This is a genomic window from Reinekea thalattae, assembly GCF_008041945.1.
Taxonomy (GTDB): Bacteria; Pseudomonadota; Gammaproteobacteria; order Pseudomonadales; family Natronospirillaceae; genus Reinekea; species Reinekea thalattae.
Map to the genome: position 1 here is coordinate 1,515,909 of NZ_VKAD01000001.1, position 22,713 is coordinate 1,538,621.

General features: G+C 45.2%; 22 protein-coding genes. 13 read left to right on the forward strand and 9 right to left on the reverse strand.

The features are described 5' to 3' along the window. Positions 1-104 precede the first annotated feature (104 nt). A complete protein-coding gene (gene trxB / locus FME95_RS06925) occupies positions 105-1,058 on the reverse strand; it encodes a thioredoxin-disulfide reductase (protein WP_147713659.1) in 954 nt (317 codons plus the stop codon). A gap of 96 nt (positions 1,059-1,154) precedes the next feature. Continuing rightward, positions 1,155-1,958, reverse strand: a complete 804-nt coding sequence (gene ampE, locus FME95_RS06930; RefSeq protein WP_147713660.1) for a regulatory signaling modulator protein AmpE — start codon at positions 1,956-1,958, stop codon at positions 1,155-1,157. Positions 1,959-2,101: 143 nt separating this feature from the next. Between ampE and nadC the strand changes: the two genes are divergently transcribed. Continuing rightward, positions 2,102-2,959 (forward strand): carboxylating nicotinate-nucleotide diphosphorylase, encoded by an 858-nt coding sequence (gene nadC, locus FME95_RS06935; protein WP_147713661.1) that lies wholly within the window; start codon positions 2,102-2,104, stop codon positions 2,957-2,959. A 78-nt stretch (positions 2,960-3,037) separates the two neighbouring features. On the opposite strand, the gene FME95_RS06940 is transcribed toward nadC, so the two are convergent. Together FME95_RS06940 and FME95_RS06945 are read right to left on the reverse strand one after the other, a co-directional pair. Next, a complete protein-coding gene (locus tag FME95_RS06940; protein WP_147713662.1) occupies positions 3,038-3,511 on the reverse strand; it encodes an NYN domain-containing protein in 474 nt (157 codons plus the stop codon). Between the two features lie 142 nt (positions 3,512-3,653). Next, on the reverse strand, positions 3,654-4,589 hold the full coding sequence (locus tag FME95_RS06945) for a dienelactone hydrolase family protein (protein ID WP_147713663.1): 936 nt from the start codon (positions 4,587-4,589) through the stop codon (positions 3,654-3,656). Between the two features lie 252 nt (positions 4,590-4,841). Here FME95_RS06945 and FME95_RS06950 point away from each other — a divergent pair, with 252 nt between their 5' ends. The 5 genes from FME95_RS06950 (at position 4,842) to FME95_RS06970 (ending at position 8,734) form a co-directional block, all read left to right on the forward strand. Beyond that, entirely contained in the window at positions 4,842-5,345 is a 504-nt protein-coding gene (locus tag FME95_RS06950) for an RNA methyltransferase (protein WP_147713664.1), read from the forward strand. Between the two features lie 463 nt (positions 5,346-5,808). Beyond that, a complete protein-coding gene (locus FME95_RS06955; RefSeq protein ID WP_147713665.1) occupies positions 5,809-6,018 on the forward strand; it encodes a cold-shock protein in 210 nt (69 codons plus the stop codon). A gap of 204 nt (positions 6,019-6,222) precedes the next feature. Further along, a complete protein-coding gene (locus FME95_RS06960; RefSeq protein ID WP_147713666.1) occupies positions 6,223-7,449 on the forward strand; it encodes a glycosyltransferase in 1,227 nt (408 codons plus the stop codon). Between the two features lie 134 nt (positions 7,450-7,583). Further along, positions 7,584-7,853 (forward strand): hypothetical protein, encoded by a 270-nt coding sequence (locus FME95_RS06965; protein WP_147713667.1) that lies wholly within the window; start codon positions 7,584-7,586, stop codon positions 7,851-7,853. Positions 7,854-7,906: 53 nt separating this feature from the next. Beyond that, on the forward strand, positions 7,907-8,734 hold the full coding sequence (locus tag FME95_RS06970; RefSeq protein WP_147713668.1) for a putative RNA methyltransferase: 828 nt from the start codon (positions 7,907-7,909) through the stop codon (positions 8,732-8,734). Between the two features lie 18 nt (positions 8,735-8,752). Here FME95_RS06970 and ulaR read toward each other — a convergent pair whose 3' ends face one another. Continuing rightward, on the reverse strand, positions 8,753-9,520 hold the full coding sequence (gene ulaR / locus FME95_RS06975) for an HTH-type transcriptional regulator UlaR (protein ID WP_147713669.1): 768 nt from the start codon (positions 9,518-9,520) through the stop codon (positions 8,753-8,755). A gap of 231 nt (positions 9,521-9,751) precedes the next feature. Between ulaR and FME95_RS06980 the strand changes: the two genes are divergently transcribed. The 3 genes from FME95_RS06980 to ptsP all read left to right on the forward strand — a co-directional run bounded on the left by FME95_RS06980 (position 9,752) and on the right by ptsP (position 14,381). After that, positions 9,752-10,246 carry a PTS sugar transporter subunit IIA gene (locus FME95_RS06980; RefSeq protein ID WP_147713670.1) on the forward strand — a complete coding sequence of 165 codons (495 nt, stop codon included), beginning with the start codon at positions 9,752-9,754 and terminating at the stop codon, positions 10,244-10,246. A 14-nt stretch (positions 10,247-10,260) separates the two neighbouring features. Then, the gene (locus tag FME95_RS06985; protein ID WP_147713671.1) at positions 10,261-11,646 is read left to right on the forward strand and encodes a PTS mannitol transporter subunit IIBC; all 1,386 of its coding nucleotides are present in this window, start codon (positions 10,261-10,263) and stop codon (positions 11,644-11,646) included. A 110-nt stretch (positions 11,647-11,756) separates the two neighbouring features. Continuing rightward, the gene (gene ptsP, locus FME95_RS06990; RefSeq protein ID WP_147713672.1) at positions 11,757-14,381 is read left to right on the forward strand and encodes a phosphoenolpyruvate--protein phosphotransferase; all 2,625 of its coding nucleotides are present in this window, start codon (positions 11,757-11,759) and stop codon (positions 14,379-14,381) included. A gap of 137 nt (positions 14,382-14,518) precedes the next feature. Here the strand turns inward: ptsP and guaD are convergent, their stop codons facing one another. Together guaD and FME95_RS07000 are read right to left on the reverse strand one after the other, a co-directional pair. After that, on the reverse strand, positions 14,519-15,829 hold the full coding sequence (gene guaD, locus FME95_RS06995) for a guanine deaminase (protein ID WP_147713673.1): 1,311 nt from the start codon (positions 15,827-15,829) through the stop codon (positions 14,519-14,521). Between the two features lie 113 nt (positions 15,830-15,942). Then, a complete protein-coding gene (locus tag FME95_RS07000) occupies positions 15,943-16,884 on the reverse strand; it encodes a LysR substrate-binding domain-containing protein (protein ID WP_222709917.1) in 942 nt (313 codons plus the stop codon). A 95-nt stretch (positions 16,885-16,979) separates the two neighbouring features. Here FME95_RS07000 and FME95_RS07005 point away from each other — a divergent pair, with 95 nt between their 5' ends. After that, positions 16,980-17,189, forward strand: a complete 210-nt coding sequence (locus FME95_RS07005) for a DUF1127 domain-containing protein (protein ID WP_147713674.1) — start codon at positions 16,980-16,982, stop codon at positions 17,187-17,189. A 238-nt stretch (positions 17,190-17,427) separates the two neighbouring features. Beyond that, positions 17,428-19,386 (forward strand): TonB-dependent receptor domain-containing protein, encoded by a 1,959-nt coding sequence (locus FME95_RS07010; RefSeq protein ID WP_147713675.1) that lies wholly within the window; start codon positions 17,428-17,430, stop codon positions 19,384-19,386. A 123-nt stretch (positions 19,387-19,509) separates the two neighbouring features. Here the strand turns inward: FME95_RS07010 and FME95_RS07015 are convergent, their stop codons facing one another. Beyond that, a complete protein-coding gene (locus FME95_RS07015; protein WP_147713676.1) occupies positions 19,510-19,851 on the reverse strand; it encodes a zinc ribbon domain-containing protein YjdM in 342 nt (113 codons plus the stop codon). 85 nt (positions 19,852-19,936) lie between these two features. Then, on the reverse strand, positions 19,937-20,824 hold the full coding sequence (locus FME95_RS07020; protein WP_187265465.1) for an AraC family transcriptional regulator: 888 nt from the start codon (positions 20,822-20,824) through the stop codon (positions 19,937-19,939). A 115-nt stretch (positions 20,825-20,939) separates the two neighbouring features. Between FME95_RS07020 and FME95_RS07025 the strand changes: the two genes are divergently transcribed. Together FME95_RS07025 and FME95_RS07030 are read left to right on the forward strand one after the other, a co-directional pair. Then, positions 20,940-21,215 (forward strand): glutaredoxin family protein, encoded by a 276-nt coding sequence (locus FME95_RS07025; RefSeq protein WP_147713678.1) that lies wholly within the window; start codon positions 20,940-20,942, stop codon positions 21,213-21,215. An 11-nt stretch (positions 21,216-21,226) separates the two neighbouring features. Beyond that, positions 21,227-22,705, forward strand: coding sequence for a dihydrolipoyl dehydrogenase (locus FME95_RS07030; protein WP_147713679.1), 1,479 nt, complete (start codon positions 21,227-21,229; stop codon positions 22,703-22,705). Positions 22,706-22,713 lie beyond the last annotated feature (8 nt).

A 22,713-nucleotide genomic window follows, 5' to 3' on the forward strand; every position in this document is an offset into this window, starting at 1 on the left:
CTCACTAAAACAGTTCTAGCTAAAAGTACGAACCACAAAAAAGGCCGCAATATTTGCGGCCTTTTGCATTTACTAACACACGAGTATAACGAACGAGCTGTGCTCTATTTATTCAATGCGTCGAGATATTTCTCAGCATCCAATGCTGCCATACAGCCAGTGCCAGCCGATGTAATGGCTTGGCGATAATGGTGATCCATCACATCACCTGCTGCAAACACACCTTCGACACTGGTGGCTGTCGCGTTGCCCTGCAAGCCAGACTGAACTTTAATGTAGCCACCTTCCATATCCAGCTGACCGTCAAATATCGCTGTATTTGGCTTATGGCCAATCGCTATAAAGCAGCCGTCTAAAGCAAGATCTGTTAGCGCGGCATCGGCGGTACTTTCAATGCGAATACCAGTCACACCCATTTCATCACCCAACACTTCATTCAGGGTGTGATCTAAATGCAGCACAACCTTGCCTTCTTCGACCTTTTGGTAAAGCCGGTCGGTAAGAATTTTTTCTGATCGGAAGCTATCACGACGATGCACAACATGTACTTTACTGGCAATATTGGCTAGGTACAGAGCTTCTTCAACAGCCGTGTTTCCGCCACCGACAACAGCAACTTCTTTATTGCGATAGAAAAAGCCATCACAGGTTGCGCAAGCCGATACACCCTTACCTTTAAATGCTTCTTCGCTTTCTAAACCTAAGTACTGCGCACTGGCGCCGGTGGCGATAATCAGAGCATCGCAGGTGTAAGTCGCCTGATCACCGATCAACTTATAAGGCTTAGCCGACAAATCGGTAGTATGAATATGATCAAACACTATTTCAGTATCGAACCTTTCAGCGTGCTCTTTCATATTGACCATCAACTCAGGGCCTTGCAGCTCTGCGTGACCACCCGGCCAGTTTTCGACTTCGGTTGTGGTGGTAAGTTGACCACCCATCTCCATGCCCGTTATAACCACCGGCTTTAAATTTGCTCGGGCAGCATAAATCGCTGCGGTATAACCCGCAGGCCCAGAACCTAAAACGATCAGTGAATGGTGTACCTGATTCATAACTACCTCTAATTCATTTTTTCAAACCAACGATGGCGGCAAAACTGAGTTATTCAAGTCGCCAAAACGCTAAATATCGACGTAATGCTAAGATCGCTAAATGCTAAACAATAGCCAGAAGCCTAACATCACCAACCAGGCAAATTGCGTGCGTTTGAGCAGCTTCAGTGTTTCGCTGAGCATATCACATTCATCCGCTTGGCAGATTGCAGACTGCATGCAGCGAACCAACAGGACGCGGTCATCGCTGTCGAAATCTTTGCTTTGCTGAGTCCAAACTGGGAAACAGTGTGAAAAGCTACCCACTAGCGCCGTGGTAATCGCCATGGCTCGTACAGGTATCCAATAGAGCGCATGTTTCACCTTATGGCAAAAGGCATCAACTTGCTCATCGCGCATCAAGGCCGATGTTAACCAAACCAGTAATACGCCTGGCGCACCAAAGGCAATAAACCAAAACACAGGGACAAAGAAACGCTCTAAGAATAGATAACCCAAACCTGCCTGAACACCTTCGTCGATGCCGTCATCTCCAGGCTGATACATTTGCGACTCTAAGCCTAAGCTGTCGACTGCAATCTGCCACGCGGCCTGCTCATCACCCTGATCAACCTTCGCTTGATACTCGGCCAATTTTTCTGGCTGATCACCAGAACGAAACACCAACAGCAACAAAGCCAATGAACAGACAAAACTCACTAGACTATTAGAGAAAAACCATAGAACTGCAGCCAATAAAACCACTGGCGCCAATAGATAGACGGCCAACGCCAGCGCTCGGTTCAATTTAATGCGCGCAGTTAGCCGCCGCCAACCGAGCGTCCATTCGGTAAAGGGTTCGTCATAACTCGATAAACTGATCGAAACCAAATAGGCAATAAGAACCACTAGAAAATCCACAAACACCTCCTAATTAGGGCTGTTTTGACTAAGACAGGATAAAATATGTCAGGTTAACTATAAATCGCAGCGACAACAAATGACAGTAAACGCCCTAGCACGATAAAATAGCCCGCAAATCACTTAAGAGCGACTCACTATTTATGTTCATTGCCGATACGCCTTACGCTAAAACATTGCGCGACCATCTTGTACGTTCCGTCCGATTCGCTATCGAAGAAGACCTTGGCAGCGGTGACATTACTGCGCAATTGATAGCCGAACAGGCCACTTGCCGCGCTACCGTTATATCACGTGAGCCTGGCGTTTTGTGTGGCCGAGAATGGTTTGAAGAAGTATTTCGCCAAATCAATCCGAGCGTCGAATTGCACTGGGCAAAACAAGACGGCGATGAAATTTGCGCCAATGACGAATTAGTCAGCATTCAAGGTAATACGCGCTCTATTCTAACCGCCGAGCGTATTGCATTGAACTTTTTACAAACGCTCAGCGGCACCGCATCGTTGGCCGCTCAATACGCTATAGCGCTGGCCGATAAAGACGTTGTCATTCTCGACACCCGAAAAACAATTCCTGGGCTGCGCTTGGCGCAAAAATACGCCGCCCGAGTTGGTGGCTGTCAGAATCACCGCCTCGGCTTATACGATATGTTCTTGATTAAAGAAAACCACATCGCAGGTTGCGGCAGCATTGCAAACGCAGTCACTAAAGCCAAAGAAATTGCACCGGATAAAAAAATTGAAGTCGAAGTTGAAAGCATCGAGCAACTAAAAGAAGCTCTAGCCTTACCCATAGATGTCATCATGCTAGACAACTTCAGCGCACAACAAACCGCCGAAGCAATTGCACTGAATCATACCGAGATCAAATTAGAAGCCTCTGGCAATATGGATTTAGCAAAAATCCAAACGCTCATCGAAAACCAACCCGACTACATTTCGGTCGGCAATCTAACCAAGCATGTAACGGCCTTAGACTTAAGCTTACGACTGCAAGACTAACCTCAACTGCTGTTTGCTCGTTCGCGACAGTCTTGCGAGCGACATACCGCTGTAGCCTGCTCTGCAACCAGCAACTGGCTACAGCAATAACGACTGATCAATAGCGATAAACTCACTGGCGGAATCAACTAGCGCCTTTGCAGTCAGCGCTGGCACACCATAGACAACAAACTCTTTACCGTAGGCGGTTCTCACCTTATCAGCGAGTACGGCAAAATCACCATCGCCAGAAACCAAAACCACCACGTCAGCCTGTTGTGCAGCATCTAACGCGTCTATCGTAATGCCAACATCCCAATCGCCTTTCGCGCTGCCATCGGCTCGCTGAATGTAAGGTTTCAATTTTACTTCAAAGCCAATCGCCCTGAGTATATTTTGGAACTGGCGTTGCTTTTCATCGCCTCGATCAACAGCGTAGGCATAAGCAGAAACGAGCTCACCGCCTGCAGTAACTTGCGCCCAGAACCTGTTGTAATCGAAATTTTTTTGGTAAGCGCTGCGCGTGGTGTAATAAACATTTTGCACATCCACTAAAATAGAAATCTTTTTCATCTATAACCTCAGCACTAGAGCGCTCTTAGCATTACTCAATATGAACCCAGCTATGCTTTCAGTAGCATCAACAACAGATGCATCAGCAACAACAAAAAAAGGGGCTGATGCCCCTTTAATAATACCTGCTTATTCTATCGGGTTATGACAAGTAAAGCTCAAAGAACGCTAAGGTACGAGACCAAGCTAATTCTGCTTGTGCTTCATCGTAGCGACCGGTTGAGTCATTGTGGAAACCATGATTAGCGCCCGGATAAATGTGCGAGGTATAGTCTACGTCATTCGCGCTAAGTGATTTTTCATAATCTTCTTTACTGGCATTAACTCGAGCATCAAGCTCAGCATATTGCAGCAATAGCGGCGCGGTAATGTTTTTCTGCAATTCTGCCGCGGCAGGTGTACCGTAAAATGGTACGCCAGCATCCAAATCATCGCCCAAGGTTGCAGCTAACATATTGACCACATAGCCACCAAAACAAAAACCAACGGCACCTAATTTGCCAGTACTCAATTCATGGCCTTTCAAGAATTTGGCTGCTGCTACGAAATCTTCTTCGATTTTAGCGCGATCCAACGAACTCTGCATCGAACGACCTTCGTCATCATTACCTGGGTAGCCACCGAGCGGGTGTAACGCATCTGGGGCAAACGCAATATAACCGGCTTTGGCTAAACGACGAGCAACATCTTTAACATAAGGGTTAAGGCCGCGGTTTTCATGAATCACTAAAACAACAGGCGCTTTGCCCTTTAACTCAGCAGGCACTACGAAATAGCCTTTACCTTCACCGTGACCTTTTGGCGATGGGAAGGTCTCGTAGGTCGCTTTAATTGAAGCATCATTAAAGGAGACTTGCTCAGCTTCTGCATAGTTCGGCATTAATGCAGAGGTTAATGTTCCCATGGTTAGGCCAACAGCCGTTAACGTCGAAAGACGCGCCAAGAACGTTCTGCGGTCAATCAAGCCATGCGCATACTCGTCATACCAATCAAATGCTTCCTGCGGAATAGGACGGGCTGCATCCACTGCTTCGAGGGGTTGATTTGCTAGGGGTTGGTTCGTTTCTTGATGTTGCATCAGTGAATCCTCAGTGTTGTTTATTCATTCGTTTTAGAAGCCGATATGGAATGACTCTCAACATTCGTTACTCGGCTAAACTTCATGGTTTGTTATTTCACTTAGCGCTACAGGCCATTTTCAATGACCATCATTTCATCAGTAAGTTCTGCAATTTTATTCATCAATAAAATGATAAATAAAAGAATAACTCACCCTACTGATTGGGTGTAAAACAAATTACTATACGCAGCTATTTTATGCGAGATCATCATGAGCACAGAAATCACCTATATTGGCCTTATGAACCCAAAGAGCGCCTCCAACGTCGGCGCTATTATGCGAGCCTCTGGCTGCTTCAAGGTCGATAAAGTTTGTTATCAGGGCAGTCGATTTGACCATGCAAGAAAATTTGCCACCGACACTCAGCTGGCAAGCAAACACATTGCTCTGGTAAAGGTCGATGCAATCGTCGAGCACAAGCCCAAGGATGCAAAACTCATCTGTGTCGAATTAACCGTTGGTGCGACGCCTTTACCAGAATTTGAACATCCAGATCAGGCTTTTTATGTATTTGGCCCTGAGGATGGCTCGATCAGTCAGCAGGTTATCGATCAGGCTGACGAGGTAATTTATATACCGAGCCTAAATTGCTTAAATTTAGCCGCCACCGTCAACATAGTGCTTTATGACCGAGCCAGTAAAAAACAGCTGATTAACCGCAGTGATGAACAGATCATTCGCAGTCGAGATCGCAACAATGCAACAAAAATTTAATATTTTTTTATGAAAACTTGCATGCATTGAACTAAATTCAAGATGAGAGCCTTATTTGGCTTCATATTCTGCAACAATCAAATCCCTACCAACAAAGAATCAAAATGATAGCCTTTGAAGAGAATTAGTGAGAAGAAGACTATCAGATAGATACCATGATGCTTGTGACGGATACTTGTAAAAATTAAAAGTTGACTAATTTTTTGAATTTTGCCTGACCGTTCAGTCAAATACATCTTTTGGTTCTTTACTGCAGTCTTTTAAGTCGTTTTTTGCATAACCCACCAGTTGACGGCCAAATAACAAAAAACCTATAGTCCTTTACCAGCTAGAGGGTTAGCCTTATTAACCTCATTTCGAAGCCAGTTTTGAGCTCCGACCTGTTGTTTATAAGTAGCTTTACGTTTGGCTACAACCATGCTCTAAGAGCTCGTACTTAATATTAGAAAGATAGGAAAAAACTATGTCGGATTCAGTCACTGGAACAGTTAAATGGTTCAACGAAACTAAAGGCTTTGGTTTCATTGAGCAAGAAAACGGTCCAGATGTATTCGCTCACTTCAGTGCTATTGCGGGTTCTGGCTTCAAAACCCTTGCAGAAGGCCAGAAAGTTCGCTTTACAATCACTGCAGGCCAAAAAGGCCCTCAAGCGGAAAACATCGAGAAAGTCTAATCCGGCCTTGGCCATTTAGATTAGCTTGTTGATACACCCAAATTCCTAGCCCGAGCAGACTGATGAGATTTATCTTGGCAGTTTGCTTGGGCTTTTAATTTGTATAACGCAAAACCCACCTGAACAATCAGCCCTTCTTTTTACTGCAACAATCAATGCCTACGCATAGAATAGGCGGCCTCAGCTTCTTAACAACGACACACTATGCATCTATTGCTCATCGCCAAAAACTGGCCAGAACCTAATTCCACCGCAGCAGGTAGAAGAACACTCAGCCTACTCGACCTTTTAGCGCAAGCTGGCTATCAAATACACATTGCCAGCGCCGCAGAACCAACACCCTTTCAAGCGCCATTGGAAACGCTTGGCTATAGCAGTCATCGTATCGCGATCAACAGCTCTAGCTTTGATGACTGGTTAGTCACGCTAAAGCCTGACTTGGTAATCTTTGATCGATTCGTCACCGAAGAGCAGTTTGGCTGGCGCATTAATAAGCTCCTGCCTCACGCCACGACCATTCTAGACACTAGCGATTTACACTGCCTACGTTTGGCTAGAGAGAAAGCCTTTAAACAAAATTCGGCGATCGATCTTAATAACGAAACAGCAGTTCGAGAGGTCAGCTCTATTTTACGCTGCGACCTAACATTGATGATTTCGAAAGTAGAAATTGAGCTCTTAATCAACCATTTTAGCGTGCCGCCCCAACAGCTTTATTACTTACCTTTTTTGATCACTGAATCAGACACTATTCAATCAAAGCCATACCAACAACGAGAACATCTGGTCGTCTTTGGTGGCTTTAAACACAGCCCAAATAAAGATGCCGTGCATTGGCTTAAGCAAAGCCTTTGGCCTGAGCTAAAAAAACATCTACCCAAACAGGTTGAGCTACATATCTATGGTGCCTACGCTGACCACGCAATTAATCAGCTACACAACCCGAGTGAACGATTCTTTATTAAGGGTCGGGCCAAAAACGCCTTAGACAGCATGAATAATTATCGCGTTAATTTGGCACCCTTGCGTTTCGGTGCTGGGCAAAAAGGTAAGATTCTCGATGGCTGGCTTAGCGGCACACCGACCATTACAACGCCGATTGGCGCAGAAGCAATGGCCGAGGCTGACGAGCTGGGTTATTGGCCATCAAATGAGCCGGTAGAGTTTTCAAAGCAGGTTAGCCAGGCTTATCTCGACATCGAGCATTGGCAAGACTTACAACAGCGCGGTCAGAAAATTCTCGACAACCAATTCCATTTAAATCTGCACGCCAATGCATTTAAACAGTGCCTTGCAACAATAACAGCGGATACAAATAACCATCGACAACCTCTCTTTTTGAGGCAATTAATTTGGCAAAACCAACTAAGAGCGAGTGAATACATGAGCCGCTGGATTGAACTGAAGAACCGTATTTCGAACGAACAATAGCGTCATAATGACAAGCTCCAAACCAGTCGACATTTGCACAAAAACAATACAATTGGTCGCTCGCATTTTACACCACTTGCGTCTATCCTAATTTGAACAAATATTCATTACTTAGGTTTTAAAGCGGTTTACTTATGTTTATAGAAGGACTTTCAGATACGGAAAAACGTCAACTTGCAGTGACATTGCGCGAGCGCGGCCACATTGCATTTATGGCGATCAAACATGCGGTTGCGGCCATGCTGAGCCAAAAGCGCGGCGGCCCAATTAACGAGGTCGATCAAGCTTATTTACGTTTAGTGGATAACACCATTGAAGAGCTTTTTGGCTACCAACGACAAACTGGTGAACTCTATTACATGGCGCCAGAACAAACCGCTGCAACAGGCACCGGCTTTAAGTAATCGCTAAAAAATTATGACATAATAAAAGCTTCCTACTGTCTGCAGGAAGCTTCATGCACCCTTCACTCTACTCATGCCCGGTCTGCTCAGACCCTCTTAACCTTAAAGATAATTCATGGCACTGCGATAACGGCCACCAGTTCGACGTGCACAAAAAAGGCTACGTCAACCTACTATTAAGTAATCATAAGCGCAGTAAAAATCCCGGTGACGATGCATTAATGATTGAAAGCCGTCGACGTTTTTTACACGCCGGTCATTACCAGCCGTTGGCAGAACAAATATCAACTAAAGTAGCTGAATTTCTCAGTCCAGAGTCTTGCGTATTAGATGCAGGCTGCGGCGAAGGCTATTACACCGACTACTTAGCCGCGAATCAGCCTAAGAGTTATTTTTATGGTTTAGATATCTCCAAGCCTGCCATCAATGCAGCGGCTAGGAATAAAGCGATTCAATGGTGCGTTGCCTCAAGCACTCGAGCGCCATACCTTGAGCAACAGTTTGATGCCATCATTAGCGTCTTTTCTCGAATCGATGCAGACAGCTTTCATCGCATTATGAAGCCAGAGGGAGTGGTTGCTATTGCCGCACCAGATCACGACCACCTGACGGAACTGCGTCGGCAACTCTATGCTCAAGTTAGCGCGTATGACACCAGCAAACACCTTAGCTATTTGGATGATCGTTTTACATTAGTCGATGAAACACGCGTTGAAGCACCTTTATCGTTAGAAACCAATCAGGCAATAACAGACCTAGTGAGAATGACACCCCACCAGCATAAAATCAGCTCTGATGCGAAAAGCCGGATCGAAAGCCTTGATCAGCTAAACGATACAGCTTGCTTCAAGCTTTATTTATTTAAGAAAGGAAGTGAATAGGTGCTGCCTAGCCTGCACCTAAACCAAATGCACGGCGACGTTTTTCTCTCGCAGTAACTGAAGCATCTGGGCATCTGCGCCTTGGCCTGTCACTACAACATCGATTTCATCTAAACCAAACATCGATATGCCGCCGAAAACACCAACCTTGTCAGAGTCGACCAGCGCGATCACTTTATCTGCGTAATCGAGCATCTTTTTCTCTTGCATAAAGGACAGCAAGGCAGACTTGGTTAGGCCAGCTTCGGTCAAGCCATCACCTGTCACAAACAGATAACGCCCTTGATAATTCATCTGTTTTTCAGGAGTCATTAATAGATTTTGATTTTTAATATACTGACCACCCAAAACCACCAAATGCGGAAAGTCTTCAGAGATTAAATAAGTAATCAACGGTAGATAATTGGAATACACATGAATATTGGTGTTAACCAAATACTTACCCATCAAGAATGCGGTCGGCCCTTCACCAATAAAAATACTGTCTTTCCCCTGACATAATCCAACGGCACACTGAGCAATTCGCTCGCTTTCATCGTAATGACTAAAGTCAGAAATATTGGGATAGAAGTGTTTAAAGCCTGGCGCTTTCGATGTACTAGGCGATAGAATTTTTTCCGCACCGTTGCGAATTTTTTTCAACTTACCTTGCTGATCTAATTCAACGATGTCACGCCTTACCGTCGCAGGTGAACACGCTAAATGCTCAACTATTTGCTGCACTGTGACAATCGAATGCTCTTCTAAAAAACTCAACAGGCTTTGCTGCCTAGACCGGGGATTCAACGCTCAACCTCCTAAAAACCCTACCATTAGCATGATTACTTTTGATTAGATTCAGATTAGATCTATAATCAACCGCAAATTCTGATCTATTTTGACATACTATGAGTAACAAGTGGTAGAAAATCGCGTAAGTGACCGAGTCTTCACTCTGATGATTCTAAACCTATTGATCAGTTTTGAAGTCTTTCAACGATATCTTATACTGTTAAATAGGTTGTACGAGGTACCAAGATGCACAACACTCTAATAACAAAAGAAACAATCTTGCTCAATCTTGACGCCAAATCCAAAGCCGATGCTCTTCACAAAATGTGTGGTCATCTGTTTCTCGTTAAGAAAACGCAAAACCCTTCTTCGTTATTTGCTGACATTACTGCTAGAGAGTCAGTGGTCAGTACGTTCGCAGGCACAAAAACGGCAATTCCCCATGCAATTAGCGCGCATGTTGATGAACCTGTACTATGCTTTGCTCGTGTACAGAGTGATGAATTCACTTGGGATGGAAATGATGAGGACGTTCGATTCATTTTCTTACTATCGGCTCCTGCGAAGGATGATCTTAGCGAACTAAGACAGAGTCAATCATATGTATTTTCGTCTGTCGCCGAACTGATTAGCCGCCCTGAAACGCTCGAACTTTGGGAACACGCGGACAATGAGTCGGTCATATTAGAAAGCTTAAATCATGAATTCAAAGCCAAACTAAATAATAGAATAACAAACTAACTAGGAGAACTCCTATGTCTGGCAATAACTTAAAAGTCGGCGTTCAATCCGTTGGACGTTTCTTAAGCGGCATGGTGATGCCGAATATCGGTGCGTTTATCGCATGGGGTCTTATCACTGCATTATTCATCCCAACGGGCTGGGTACCAAACGAGAAGCTTGCTGTACTCGTTGGCCCGATGATTCTAAACCTACTGCCACTACTGATTGGTTATACCGGTGGTAAAATGGTTGGTGGTGAGCGTGGCGCTGTTGCTGGTGCTGTAACCACAATGGGGGTCATTCTAGCTGCGGACATTCCAATGTTCCTTGGGGCAATGATCGCAGGTCCATTTGGCGGTTACTGCATCAAAAAATTTGATGAAGCTGTCCACGGTAAAATCAAGCCAGGTTTTGAAATGTTGGTTAACAACTTTTCTCTTGGTATTGTTGCTGCCATCACATCAGTTCTAGCACTGGTTGCTATCGGCCCGGTCGTTTCTATATTGACGACGGCACTCGGCAAAGGTGTTGGTGTTATCGTTGATGCACACCTATTACCGTTAGTCTCAATTCTGGTTGAGCCAGCAAAAATCCTATTCCTGAATAACGCAATTAACCACGGTGTCTTCACGCCATTGGGTGCGGAGCAATCTGCAGCACTAGGCGGCTCGATCTTCTATCTTATCGAGACAAACCCAGGCCCTGGTCTAGGCGTACTATTGGCTTACATGTTTGTTGGTAAAGGCGCTGCGTCTAAATCAGCATCAGCAGCTTCTATTATTCATTTCTTTGGCGGTATTCATGAGATTTACTTCCCTTATGTACTCATGAAACCAGTATTAATCCTCGCGGTCATCGCTGGCGGCATCACCGGTGTCACCGTTAACATGGTGACAGGCAATATGCTGGTTGCTCCACCGTCACCAGGTTCTGTGTTCGCGTTAGCGATCATGTCAACTAAAGGTATGGGTCTAGTACTTACATTGCTTTCAATAGCTGCTGCGACTGCTGTTTCCTTCCTTGTTGCGGCCCTATTTATTCGTGGCGGAAGTGAAGACGAGCAAGACTTAGTTGCTGCTCAAGCTGCCGTTGCTGCAAACAAAGCTGAGTCTAAAGGGCAAGCAACAGAATCCCTAATGACCGGTGGCAGCATCAAGAAAATCGTTGTCGCTTGTGATGCAGGTATGGGCTCTTCAGCGATGGGTGCAACGGTACTGCGTAATAAAGTCGATGACGCAGGATTAGACATCGAAGTCACTAACCAAGCGATTAATGACCTATCCGATGCAGACATTGTTATCACTCAAGCAGAGTTGTCAGACCGAGCAAAAGCGAAATTACCAAGTGCACAGCATTACAGCATTGGCAACTTCATGGACGCCGGCTTCTATGATGAACTAATCGCAAAACTTAAATAATCTTTCTCAGATTATGATTAAAACCTGAGCTTATTCGAGCTAAGCTCAGGTTCTTTCAAAACAACGTCTCTCTAACCAAACACACAAACAACATCAGTAAGGCGTTCGCCATGTCTTTTTTTAAAAAATTATTAGCCGGCAATAAAAGCTCGGCGCAAAATGACGAGAAACCAGCAGCGAGCAAAAGCTCAACTGCCGACAACACTCCGTCACCGATAAACCTATCCGCCAGCAACGTTCTGGTAAAGCAACAGTGTGCCGACAAATCTACGGTACTTGAGTTGGTTGCAAAAAAAATGCTCGAGCTAGGCTATGTTAGCGACGATTACCTACAGGCTATTATCGATCGAGAACAGAAAGTCAGCACCTATTTAATAAACGGTGTCGCCATTCCACACGGTACCGTCGAAGCAAAACACCTTGTACAGAAAACAGGGCTGGTGATTATTCAATTACCACAAGGCGTTACTTGGAGCGACAAAGGCGAGACCGTTAAGTTTGTCGTTGGCATTGCTGCCGCAGGCCAAGACCACCTTTCTATTTTACAAAAACTAACCACCGTTGTGATGGATGAACCACTGGCGAAAAAGCTAGGCGAATCCGCATCGGTTGATGACATTATCGCAGCGCTAGGCGCAGAAAAAAGCAGCGCCGAACAATCCATACCTGCATCTGATTTATCTATCACTAGCAGTGCAACTATTGTCGACGCGTCAGGCATGCATGCTCGACCTGCCAGCCTCATTTCAGAAACGGCGGCAAGTTACAAGAACACCGACATTCGCTTACGTAATAATGATCGTATGGCCAATGCTAAGTCGATGGCCGACCTTCTGACCATGGGCGCTATTATGGGCGACGAGATTACCGTCTCGGCCGAAGGCGATGAAGCTGGCGAAGCCGTTAACAAACTGGTTGAGATGATCAACGCAGGTTTGGATAACGATGCTGACGGCGGCAACGACAATGCTAACTACAACCCATTAGAGTCACTTGCTGCCATTGAATCTGCCAATGGTCGCATTGTAAAAACAGGTTCTGCAGCTTCGCCAGGCATCGCAATGGCGGCGGCATATATTTTAAAAGCTGACTCGACACCAGAAAATAGCCAGCCATCAGACCTTGCCGCTGAAGTTGAAAAATTCAGTGCAGCAATCACGACCGGCGAACAGCAACTCTCTGAGCTGCAAGAGTCGATGCAAGCTTCTGCTCCCAACGAAGCGGCGATCTTTAAAGCACAAAAGCAATTACTGGCCGACGAATCGATCATTCAGGCCATCGAAGAGACCATTAAAAAAGGCAACAATGCCGCCTGGTCGAGTCACAGTGTGTTAGCTGAAAAAGCCTCTCAATTGCTGGCAGTAGAAGATGAACGCATTAAAGCTCGAGCTGCCGACATGCAAGACGTTGCCGCTCGGCTGGTTAAAATACTGCTAGGGCAATCCGACAATCCTGGCTTCCCGACCGATCACGACTTTATCCTGATTGCACGTGAACTAACGCCATCACAAACCGCACACCTGAGCGAGTTACCGGTGAAGGCAATTTGTACCGAACTCGGCGGGCCTAACAGCCATATGGCTATTTTGGCACGAGCGCTGGGCATCCCTGCAATCGTGGGTGTGGGTGAAGGCTTAACGCAGGACGTTAACGAAGGCGAACTCACCTTGGTAGATCCTCAAGGACCTTGCTTTGTCGCCGGTCCAGACGAGGCAACTCAAGCTAAGGCAACCAAAGCCATTGAAGATTGGCGTCAAATTCAAGACATCGAAAACGCAGCCAAACATGAAGCGGCTATCACCTTAGATGGTCACGAAATGGATGTTGTCTGCAACATTGCAACGCCTTCGGACGCACCTGCGGTATTAGAAAACGGCGGCGCCGGTGTTGGTTTATTACGTACCGAATTTTTATTCGAAGCCTCAAAAACCGAACCTACGGTTGAAGAGCAAACTGATGCATTGAAAGAGATCGTCAAGGTATTAGGTTCACGCCAACTGGTGGTTCGCACCGCTGATATTGGCGGCGACAAGCCAGTTTCTTGGCTTTCTATGCCAGAAGAAGATAACCCCTTCTTAGGCATTCGTGGCATTCGTTTGTCGTTTAAAAATCCACAGATGTTTCGCAATCAGTTAGAAGCGATTTATCGAACCGCGATGTGGCAACAAGAACAGGGCGTTGAATCGGGTATTCACATCATGTTCCCGATGATCGCTAAAGTCAGCGAATGGCGTCGTGCTCGCGACATCGCCGAAGAAGTTCGTAGCGCCCTTAATGCGCCAAAACTGAAACTCGGCATTATGATTGAAGTACCAGCGGCGGCAATCCAAGCTGACCACTTTGCTACCGAAGTAGACTTCTTCTCTGTCGGCTCGAACGACATGACGCAATACGTACTGGCTATGGATCGTTTACATCCAGAACTTGCTAAAGAGGCAGACAGCTACAGCCCTGCGTTACTACGTTTGATCTCAATGACCGTCGAAGCAGCAGAAAAACACGGTAAGTGGGTAGGTGTTTGCGGCAACATGGCAGCAGACCCAGACCTTGCCAGCGTTCTTATTGGATTAGGCGTCAAAGAACTTTCAGTTTCAGCGGCGAATGTCCCGGCACTTAAACTACTGATCCGTTCTGTGTCTTATGAAAAATTAAAAGAGAAAGCGAAAAAAGCGTTACAACAAGAGACAGGCTCAGACGTGCGAGCGCTTTATAAAGATCGCTCAGATCTTGTCTAAAAAATCTTATAACACGTAAAGCAAAAAGGCCTAACAGCAATTCACTGTTAGGCCTTTTTTTATAATTTAACGATAAGCCAATACTGTAACTTTGCGGACAATCTGAATTCGTCCTATTTAACTATTTAGCTATCCAGTTATTTAACGTCCCGCTGATAAACCACCTTACCCAGTGAATACGTCTGCTCAATACAACGATCATCACCGAGCATCATTAGGGCAAATAATTTTTCGTGTAACTCGCTAACTTCTTGCAAACGGAAATCTAACAAGGGCGTCGCTTTTGGGTCGAGCACGACACAGTCAGCCTCACAACCTATTTCCAATTGACCAATAACACCTTCTAAGTCTAGCGCTCTAGCGCCACCTAAAGTCGTCAAGTAAAGCCCTTCAAAAGCGGTTAATTTTTTACCCTGTAGCTGCTGAACCTTATAAGCCTCGTTAAAGGTTTGCAGTAATGAAAAACTGCTGCCACCACCAACATCGGTTCCCATGGCAACTTCAATATGATTTTCTTGCATGCGTTTTAAATCGAACAACCCGGAACCAATAAATAAATTCGAGGTTGGACAATGCGCAATCGCAGTGTCATGTTCTTTGCAGCAATCGATCTCACGCTGGCTCATATGAATGCCGTGAGCGAGTACCGATTTTTTTCTTAACAATCCTGCGTTTTCATAAACGGCCAAATAATCTTCGGCGTCCGGAAACAACGACTTAACCCATTCGCATTCATCGAGATTCTCTGATGTATGGGTTTGCATATAAACCGATGGATTCTCTTCTAACAGTTGCTTACAGGCCTGCAGCTGTTCAGGCGAAGAGGTTGGCGCGAAACGTGGCGTAACCGCGTAAGCTAAACGATCAACACCGTGCCATTTTTCGATTAACTGTTTAGATTCTAGATAACCCTGCTCCGGCGTGTCCTGTAGCTCTTCAGGGCAATTACGGTCCATCATTACCTTGCCCGCAATCATGCGCAGGCCTTTCGCTTGGGCGACTTGAAAAAAAGCATCGACCGATTGCGGATGAACGGTACCAAACACTAATGCTGTGGTCGTACCGTTTTTTAACAGCTCATTAAGAAAGAATTCGGATACCTTCACGGCATGGTCGCGATCGGCAAATTTCATTTCTTCAGGAAAAGCATACTCGGTCAGCCAAGTGAGCAGTTGCTCGCCATAAGAAGCAATCATCTGGGTTTGTGGCAAATGAATATGAGTGTCGATAAAACCAGGCACAATAAGTTTATCGGTGAACTCTGTCACCTCGGCTTGGGCGCCATAATTAGCCAAAATTTCTGCTTTTGGGCCACGAGCGATTATTTTACCTTGCTCAATAACCAAGGCACCTTCAGGCTGAAAGCGTACCGCCTCCTCGCCTTGATGAAACGGATTGCCCGTAAAATCCAAAAGATCGCCGCAAAGTATTGAGGTTTTCGACTGCATAACTATTACCTAGTATTAGAAAGATATATTTCGGCTTGGCATTTTCCAAACCAACCGGTCAAGATTAACCAAGATAAGGTTGCGCAACAAGCCAAAATTCGCGCAATAGGCATTCAATCGGCGCTCAACCTAATTCGATGCCGCGGCATTAGCTGCTGACTTTGGCTGTAAAACTGCGTAGCGGCCTCACTAATCCAGCGTTCAAAAAGCTGCACCTTCTGCCGCTTAAAATACGACTCCGGCGCAACCAAATAATAACGGTAATTCGATTGCACCTCATAATCACCAATGCTTGAGATTAACCCTTGGCTCAGGGCTTTATAGGCCAAGCTATGACGAACTAATGCAACGCCCTGACCTGAAAGCGCACCTTCCAGCACGACCTGTGCACCAGCGTAACGTATTGCCGGTGCGGGCAGCTTAGCTGTAATGCCAACATTCGCCAGCCAGCGTTTCCAGTTCATATCTGGGCGCTGATCTTCGATCAGCGTCGCCTTATGTAAATCCTCTAAGCCACGAATACCGTGAGACTTTAAGTAATCAGGATGCGCCACTGGATACAGGTGATCCGGCATAAGCAGCTTCGACTCCAGACCATCATACTGACCTAATCCAAAACGAATACAAAGATCGAGCCTTTCTTGGTTAAAGTCGGCTAGATTATCACTGGCCATAAGATACACCGACAAATCTCGGTGTTGCTGATTAAAGAGGCCTAATCGAGAAACCAGCCAGGTTTGCCCAAACGACGGCAGTACAGAAATCGCCAAGCTATTGGGCTCAGGGTCTGCTCCAACCTGATCGATGGCTCGGTTCAATAGCTCAAAAGCTTGCTGAGCAGCCGGTTGCAACAACCTTCCCTCATGCGTCAACTCGATACTGCGATGTAAACGATGAAACAAACTTACCGCCAAACGATCTTCCAGCTGGCGAATCTGCTGACTCATTGCAGCCGCAGTAATATTCATCTGTTCAGCCGCCTCTTTAAAGCTGCCTAAGCGAGCTACCCAATAAAAACAATAGAGCCCAACCAGATGATGAGACCTCAAATTCACTTAAGCACTCCTTAATCGACGTTAAGAATTGATCGTTTGTCGACCCGTCATGACGATCCTATAGTAATCGCAACAAGCAAGCAAAGGAGAGAGCCATGACCCAATACCACTTAAGTTCGATAGCTAATACAAACAACACTAAGCAAGCTTTAGTTAATGCTATCTTAACTAAATTGAAAACTTACCGGCATAGACATTCAACTAGGAAAACTCTTAAGGAGCTACCAGACTATCTACTCGACGACATGGGCATTAGTCGCCATGAAGCCATTAAAGAAAGCCAAAAACCCTTCTGGATAAAATAGTATTTTGACTTATTGGCCGCGCCTTTCATCTATCTACCTGCGGCCAATAACTGCCCACACAACTCTTTAAACACTCTCTAAGCACTCCAAATACTCTAAAAACAGACTCAGGCAACAAACGAACATATAAAACACCTTAATAATCTAGGTCAGCAACCGTTTACATTCGTGAAATTATAGTGATAATCATTCGCAATCAATTCTCATTATCACTGAACTCTCTGAGGAGTCCATCCGGATGTACAACAGCAAGCCCCTAAAACTCTCGGCGTTGACCGCTGCCATTACACTCACCACTCAAGGCTATGTACTTGCAAACGAAGAGGTTGATCACGAACAAAACACCATCATCGTAGTCGGAGAAGCGACCGCAGGGCTAGATAACATAATTACTCAAGAAGAACTCAACAAAGCTCAAGCGACTAATCTAAGTGATATTTTTCGCAGCAACCCTACCGTTAATGCATCTGACGGCATCGCTTTGGCACAAAAACTTTATGTCCGAGATATCGGAGAGGCAATGCTTAACATCACTGTCGACGGGGCCGAACAAGCTGCCAGCCCTTTCCATCACACAGGACGTCTAAACATTGAACCTGAACTACTTAAACAAGTAGAGGTTGAAGCCGGAGCAGGTAGCGCAACTGTTGGACCAGGCGCTTTGGGCGGCTCAGTAAAATTCACAACTAAAGATGCAGCAGATTTGCTAAAAGCTGATCAGAATACTGGAGCAATCGTCAAAACAACCTACTCAAGTAATGGTGAGCTATTCAAAAATAGCGCCACGGTATATGGTCAGGCACTAAATGAAAAAATCAGCGGTATTGCTAGTATTGTTAGCAGCAGTAATGACCTATTCGTTGATGGTAATGGTGATAATATATACGGCTCTGAAAATGAAGAGTTATTTGGCTACGGTAAAATCACATTTCAGCCTAGCATCGAGCACAAATTATCTTTTAGCTATGAGAACTTAAATGGCGACAGCAGCGTACTTAAAAGACCAGAGTGGGCTTATGACGAAACAGTCAACCCCTCAAACCAATACGAAATAGAGCGCGAAACAGCTACTCTTAACTACAACTATACCAGTATAAATAATGAATTAATTGATACTTACATCAACATCTATCAAACAGAAAACCAACTAGAAAGATTAGACGGCGATGCATTTGTAGGTTCTGTAGAGTCGAATGGAGTGACCCTTCAAAATACTAGTTTAGCATCAATTAATGAGTTTATTTATGGCATTAACTTACGTGCCGACACTAGCAAAACATCTGATAACAACGAAGAAAACGGATTCGTATGGGGCTTATACATTCAAGATATCATTGATGTTTCAGAGAGCCTGACTGTAACAACAGGCTTGCGTTATGATACCTATAGCCTTGAGGATTGGAATGATCAGCAGTTTGATGATGCTGGCTTTTCTCCTAATCTTAGCGCTAATTATTCATTCACTGACAACTTCAGCTTAAGCGCAGGCTATGCGCAAGCTCTGCGCGGCGTTGAAATCGCTGATTCTTTTGTCGTTGGACTCAACACCAATGCTGCCAATTTAAAAGCCGAAACATCTCACAACACCGAACTTGGTGCGAACTTTTCAACAACCAACCTAAATATTGAAGCAGGGGTCTACTACGCCGTAATCGAAGACGTGATAACTTTTTATCGCGATTCAGGTGTTAGCTATTACGGGAATTTGGATGAAAACTTCACAAACAAAGGCTTATATATAAGCTCAGCATATAATTTTGGAAAGCTAAGTTTAGGCGCTGACTTAAAAATATCAGAGACTAAAGTAGGCGATGAATATGTCTCAAGATATGTTCACGGCTCTAATGCAGTATCAACTGGTAACACTCTATACTTGAATGCCGATTACGAGTTCACTAAAGATTTATCTGTAGGTTGGCAGTCTACTATTGTACAAGGCATAGATGAGTTTATAACCACCAGCGCATACGGTGAGATAACCACAGAAAAGCCTGGATACTCTACGCATGATATATACGCCTACTGGAAGCCCCTTGATCGCCACGACCTTACTTTTGACCTGCGGGTAAATAATTTATTCAATGAACAGTACTTATCACACTCTAGTGTAGAAGATTATACTGATACCTATTATTACCTAAGAGGCAACTACGAACCGGGCCGTGACATCCGCATTACTGCCGCTTACAAATATTAATCGCCCATCGATTAATTTAACTTAAGCAACAAAAAAGCCGCAATCGTCATTCACTTTAAAGTGAATGACGATTGCGGCTTTTTTTTTGATAACTATTTTAAAGCGAATCAACGCTAAAACGCGTTAAGCTTTTTTAACCACTTTTGATTTCAACATCATGTCACCTGCGCCATCCACTTTGCAGTCGATGTCGTGATCGCCTTCGACAATGCGTTTAATGGTGGCTTTGGTGCCGACTTTAATCACCTGCGATGAACCCTTAACTTTTAAGTCTTTCACCACGGTGACCTTATCGCCTTCGGCTAATAAGTTACCGACCGCGTCTTTTAAAATAATGGCATCTTCATCCACTTCAGGTTCGCTCGGGTTCCACTCATAGGCGCACTCAGGGCAAATAAATAGGCTTTGATCTTGATAGACATATTCAGACTGGCACTTTGGGCACGGCGGCATTTGTTCACTCATAACAACCTCACAACTTAGCTTAACTTCATATTTGGCGCGCATCATAACAAGCGACGCCGATAAAAAGGAGACTCAACGCAACAAACTAGCCTTTTCTTACTTTACCAGGCGAGACCTTAAAAAAGGCTTTGAAGGCTTTGCTAAAGGAGGCTTCTGAGCCATAACCGGTCGCTTCGGCAATTGATATCATCGATGCCGAAGACTGCTCTAACTGCCGTTTGGCTCGCTGCATTCGCGTGTCGGTCAAGTAAGCTTTTGGGTTTACACCAACCATTTTAGTGAATTTTTCGCTAAAGGCGGTACGCGATAGCGCGGCTTTTTCTGCCAAGAGTTCTACCGTCCAGTAAGCTTCTTTTTCAGAATGAATTCGATTCAAACTCACGCCAATCTTTTCATCTGCCAGAGCGGCTAAGTAAGTGCTGTCTTGGCTATGCTCTGCTATGTGTAAACGCATCAACTGAATAAAAAGTGCTTCCGTAAGTTTATCGATCATCGCGACGCTGCCTTGAGAAGGCTGCTGTGATTCATTAGCAATAACAGACACCAAGGTTCGTAGCCAATCAAGCTGCGGTGTCTCTACCGCTTTTGCGTGAATAAAACAGGGTAAATCTTTAACAAACGGATGCGATAAGGAGCTATCGTAATGGAACGAACCACATAGCAGTGTTAGGTTGCTTGGTTCGGTATTCGGCTCAGGCTCTAGGTTAGCATCTGAGCTTTCTGGCATTGCCGCTAATTGATGTGCTCCACCGGTTGGGAAAGCAATAATGTCACCGGTCTTTAATTCAACCCAATCTGCATCATCCGCCTGCTGCTTTAGCCAACAACTTCCCTTTACCACTACGTGAAACTGGCCTTTAGGCTGGCTGGTTAAAACCAAGCTTTCTGACTCATCAAAGCCACCACAATAATAGGTGCTACCCGATAAGCGAATGGTTTTAAGAACATCGCTCAATGCATCAACCTTATCCACCTTACACGCTCCGACAAAATGACAAAAAACAACGCTATTATGACATGGTTTCATACCGCACTCGGCTCAATAATAGATTTAACCCTGTTACTCACCTTTTTGGAGTTTACAAACTATGAGCCAAGCAACAACGATAAAACACCTATCCTTATATCACTATGATAGTTGCCCATTCTGTTTGATGACTAAAGCCGCGATAAAGAAAACCAAGGTAAACATTGAGCAACGCAACATCCAAAAAAACCGCGCCTTCGAAAAGCAACTCGTACAGCAAGGCGGTAAACGACAAGTGCCTTGCCTTCGTATAGAAGAGTCTAATGGTGAGGTTCGCTGGTTGTATGAGTCTCGCGACATCATTGCTTGGGTACAAGAATACGCACGATCTAACTGAGGGAGTACACAATGAACCAATCAGATTTCAACGCTGCTACGAAAAATCTAGATGAGCGCTCTGTCGATGTCGCCATTATCGGCACCGGAACAGCAGGCATGGGCGCCTATCGAGCTGCATTAAAGCACACTGATAGCATCGCTGTTATTGAAGCGGGCGAATACGGTACAACCTGTGCCCGCGTCGGCTGCATGCCTAGCAAACTATTAATTGCCGCTGCAGAGGCCGCTCATCAGGCCAATAACACCGAGCTATTTGGTATCCATGTAAATCAGGTTGAAATCGATGGCAAAGCGGTAATGCAGCGAATTCGATCAGAGCGCGACCGCTTTGTTGGTTTTGTTTTAGAAACCGTGGATGAGTTTAACCCTGAGCACAAAGTAAAGGGCTTTGCACATTTTATCGACAACAACACCCTACAGGTTGATGATCACACACGTATTCACGCCAAACGTATTGTCATCGCCACAGGTTCGCGTCCGTCTTACCCTAATTTTTTAGCGCAAGCAGAAGATCGCTTACTGATAAACGATGACGTGTTTGAACTCGAAGATTTGCCAAAGTCTGTTGTCATATTTGGCCCCGGCGTCATCGGCCTAGAGATTGGTCAGGCTTTAAGTCGACTTGGTGTTGAAATTAAAATGTTTGGCGTACGCGGTTCACTCGCAACGCTCTCCGACCCTCTGGTAAAGGATTACGCCAAAAAAAGTTTCAGTGAAGAATTTCATCTAGACACCAATGCAGAGGTAAAACAGGTTACACGTACCGACAGTGGTGTTGAAATTACCTATTTAACAAAAGATGGCAAAGAAACAAAGCAAACCTTCGACTACCTATTAGCCGCAACGGGCCGAATACCAAACGTAGATAAGTTAGCGTTAGACAATACCGAATTGCACTTGGATGAGCGAGGCGTTCCTGAATTCGATCGATTTACTCTACAAACCAATTTAAGCCATATCTTTATTGCTGGTGATGCCAACAACGATATTCCATTGCTGCACGAAGCGGCAGATGAGGGCCGAATTGCAGGCGGTAACGCTGGCAGCTTTCCTGAAATTCGTGCTGGTCACCGCACGGTACCAATGGGCATTGTCTTTACCGACCCGCAAATCATGACGGTCGGCGAAAGCCTTACTGATATAGAAGCAAGGCTACCCGATTGCTACGCTGCAGGGTCGATCGACTTTCTTGCTCAAGGCCGAAGCCGTGTCATGGGTAAAAATAACGGCCTATTACGAGTATACGCTCAGCATGGAACCGGATTATTTTTAGGCGCAGAAATGTTTGGCCCAGCAGCCGAGCACGTTGGTCATCTATTAGCGTGGGCATTACAGCAGGGGTTAACGGTAAATGAAATTTTAGAAATGCCGTTTTATCATCCGGTCATTGAAGAAGGCGTGCGCACCGCATTTCGTGATGCACGCGCAAAACTGCAGTTAGGGCCAGCCATGATAAATCGCTGCATCGACTGCGGCCCCGGCGCGTAATTTTATAC

Bases quoted from the DNA above. Each gene is read 5' to 3' on its own strand.
- nadC (WP_147713661.1), top strand. From the start codon at position 2,102: ATGTTCATTGCCGATACGCCTTACGCTAAAACATTGCGCGACCATCTT.
- FME95_RS06940 (WP_147713662.1), bottom strand. From the start codon at position 3,511: ATGAAAAAGATTTCTATTTTAGTGGATGTGCAAAATGTTTATTACACC.
- FME95_RS06945 (WP_147713663.1), bottom strand. From the start codon at position 4,589: ATGCAACATCAAGAAACGAACCAACCCCTAGCAAATCAACCCCTCGAA.
- FME95_RS06955 (WP_147713665.1), top strand. From the start codon at position 5,809: ATGTCGGATTCAGTCACTGGAACAGTTAAATGGTTCAACGAAACTAAA.
- FME95_RS07005 (WP_147713674.1), top strand. From the start codon at position 16,980: ATGACCCAATACCACTTAAGTTCGATAGCTAATACAAACAACACTAAG.
- FME95_RS07030 (WP_147713679.1), top strand. From the start codon at position 21,227: ATGAACCAATCAGATTTCAACGCTGCTACGAAAAATCTAGATGAGCGC.
- FME95_RS06985 (WP_147713671.1), top strand. From the start codon at position 10,261: ATGTCTGGCAATAACTTAAAAGTCGGCGTTCAATCCGTTGGACGTTTC.
- FME95_RS06965 (WP_147713667.1), top strand. From the start codon at position 7,584: ATGTTTATAGAAGGACTTTCAGATACGGAAAAACGTCAACTTGCAGTG.
- guaD (WP_147713673.1), bottom strand. From the start codon at position 15,829: ATGCAGTCGAAAACCTCAATACTTTGCGGCGATCTTTTGGATTTTACG.
- FME95_RS06980 (WP_147713670.1), top strand. From the start codon at position 9,752: ATGCACAACACTCTAATAACAAAAGAAACAATCTTGCTCAATCTTGAC.
- FME95_RS07025 (WP_147713678.1), top strand. From the start codon at position 20,940: ATGAGCCAAGCAACAACGATAAAACACCTATCCTTATATCACTATGAT.
- ptsP (WP_147713672.1), top strand. From the start codon at position 11,757: ATGTCTTTTTTTAAAAAATTATTAGCCGGCAATAAAAGCTCGGCGCAA.
- FME95_RS07015 (WP_147713676.1), bottom strand. From the start codon at position 19,851: ATGAGTGAACAAATGCCGCCGTGCCCAAAGTGCCAGTCTGAATATGTC.
- FME95_RS06970 (WP_147713668.1), top strand. From the start codon at position 7,907: ATGCACCCTTCACTCTACTCATGCCCGGTCTGCTCAGACCCTCTTAAC.
- FME95_RS06950 (WP_147713664.1), top strand. From the start codon at position 4,842: ATGAGCACAGAAATCACCTATATTGGCCTTATGAACCCAAAGAGCGCC.
- FME95_RS07010 (WP_147713675.1), top strand. From the start codon at position 17,428: ATGTACAACAGCAAGCCCCTAAAACTCTCGGCGTTGACCGCTGCCATT.
- trxB (WP_147713659.1), bottom strand. From the start codon at position 1,058: ATGAATCAGGTACACCATTCACTGATCGTTTTAGGTTCTGGGCCTGCG.
- FME95_RS06960 (WP_147713666.1), top strand. From the start codon at position 6,223: ATGCATCTATTGCTCATCGCCAAAAACTGGCCAGAACCTAATTCCACC.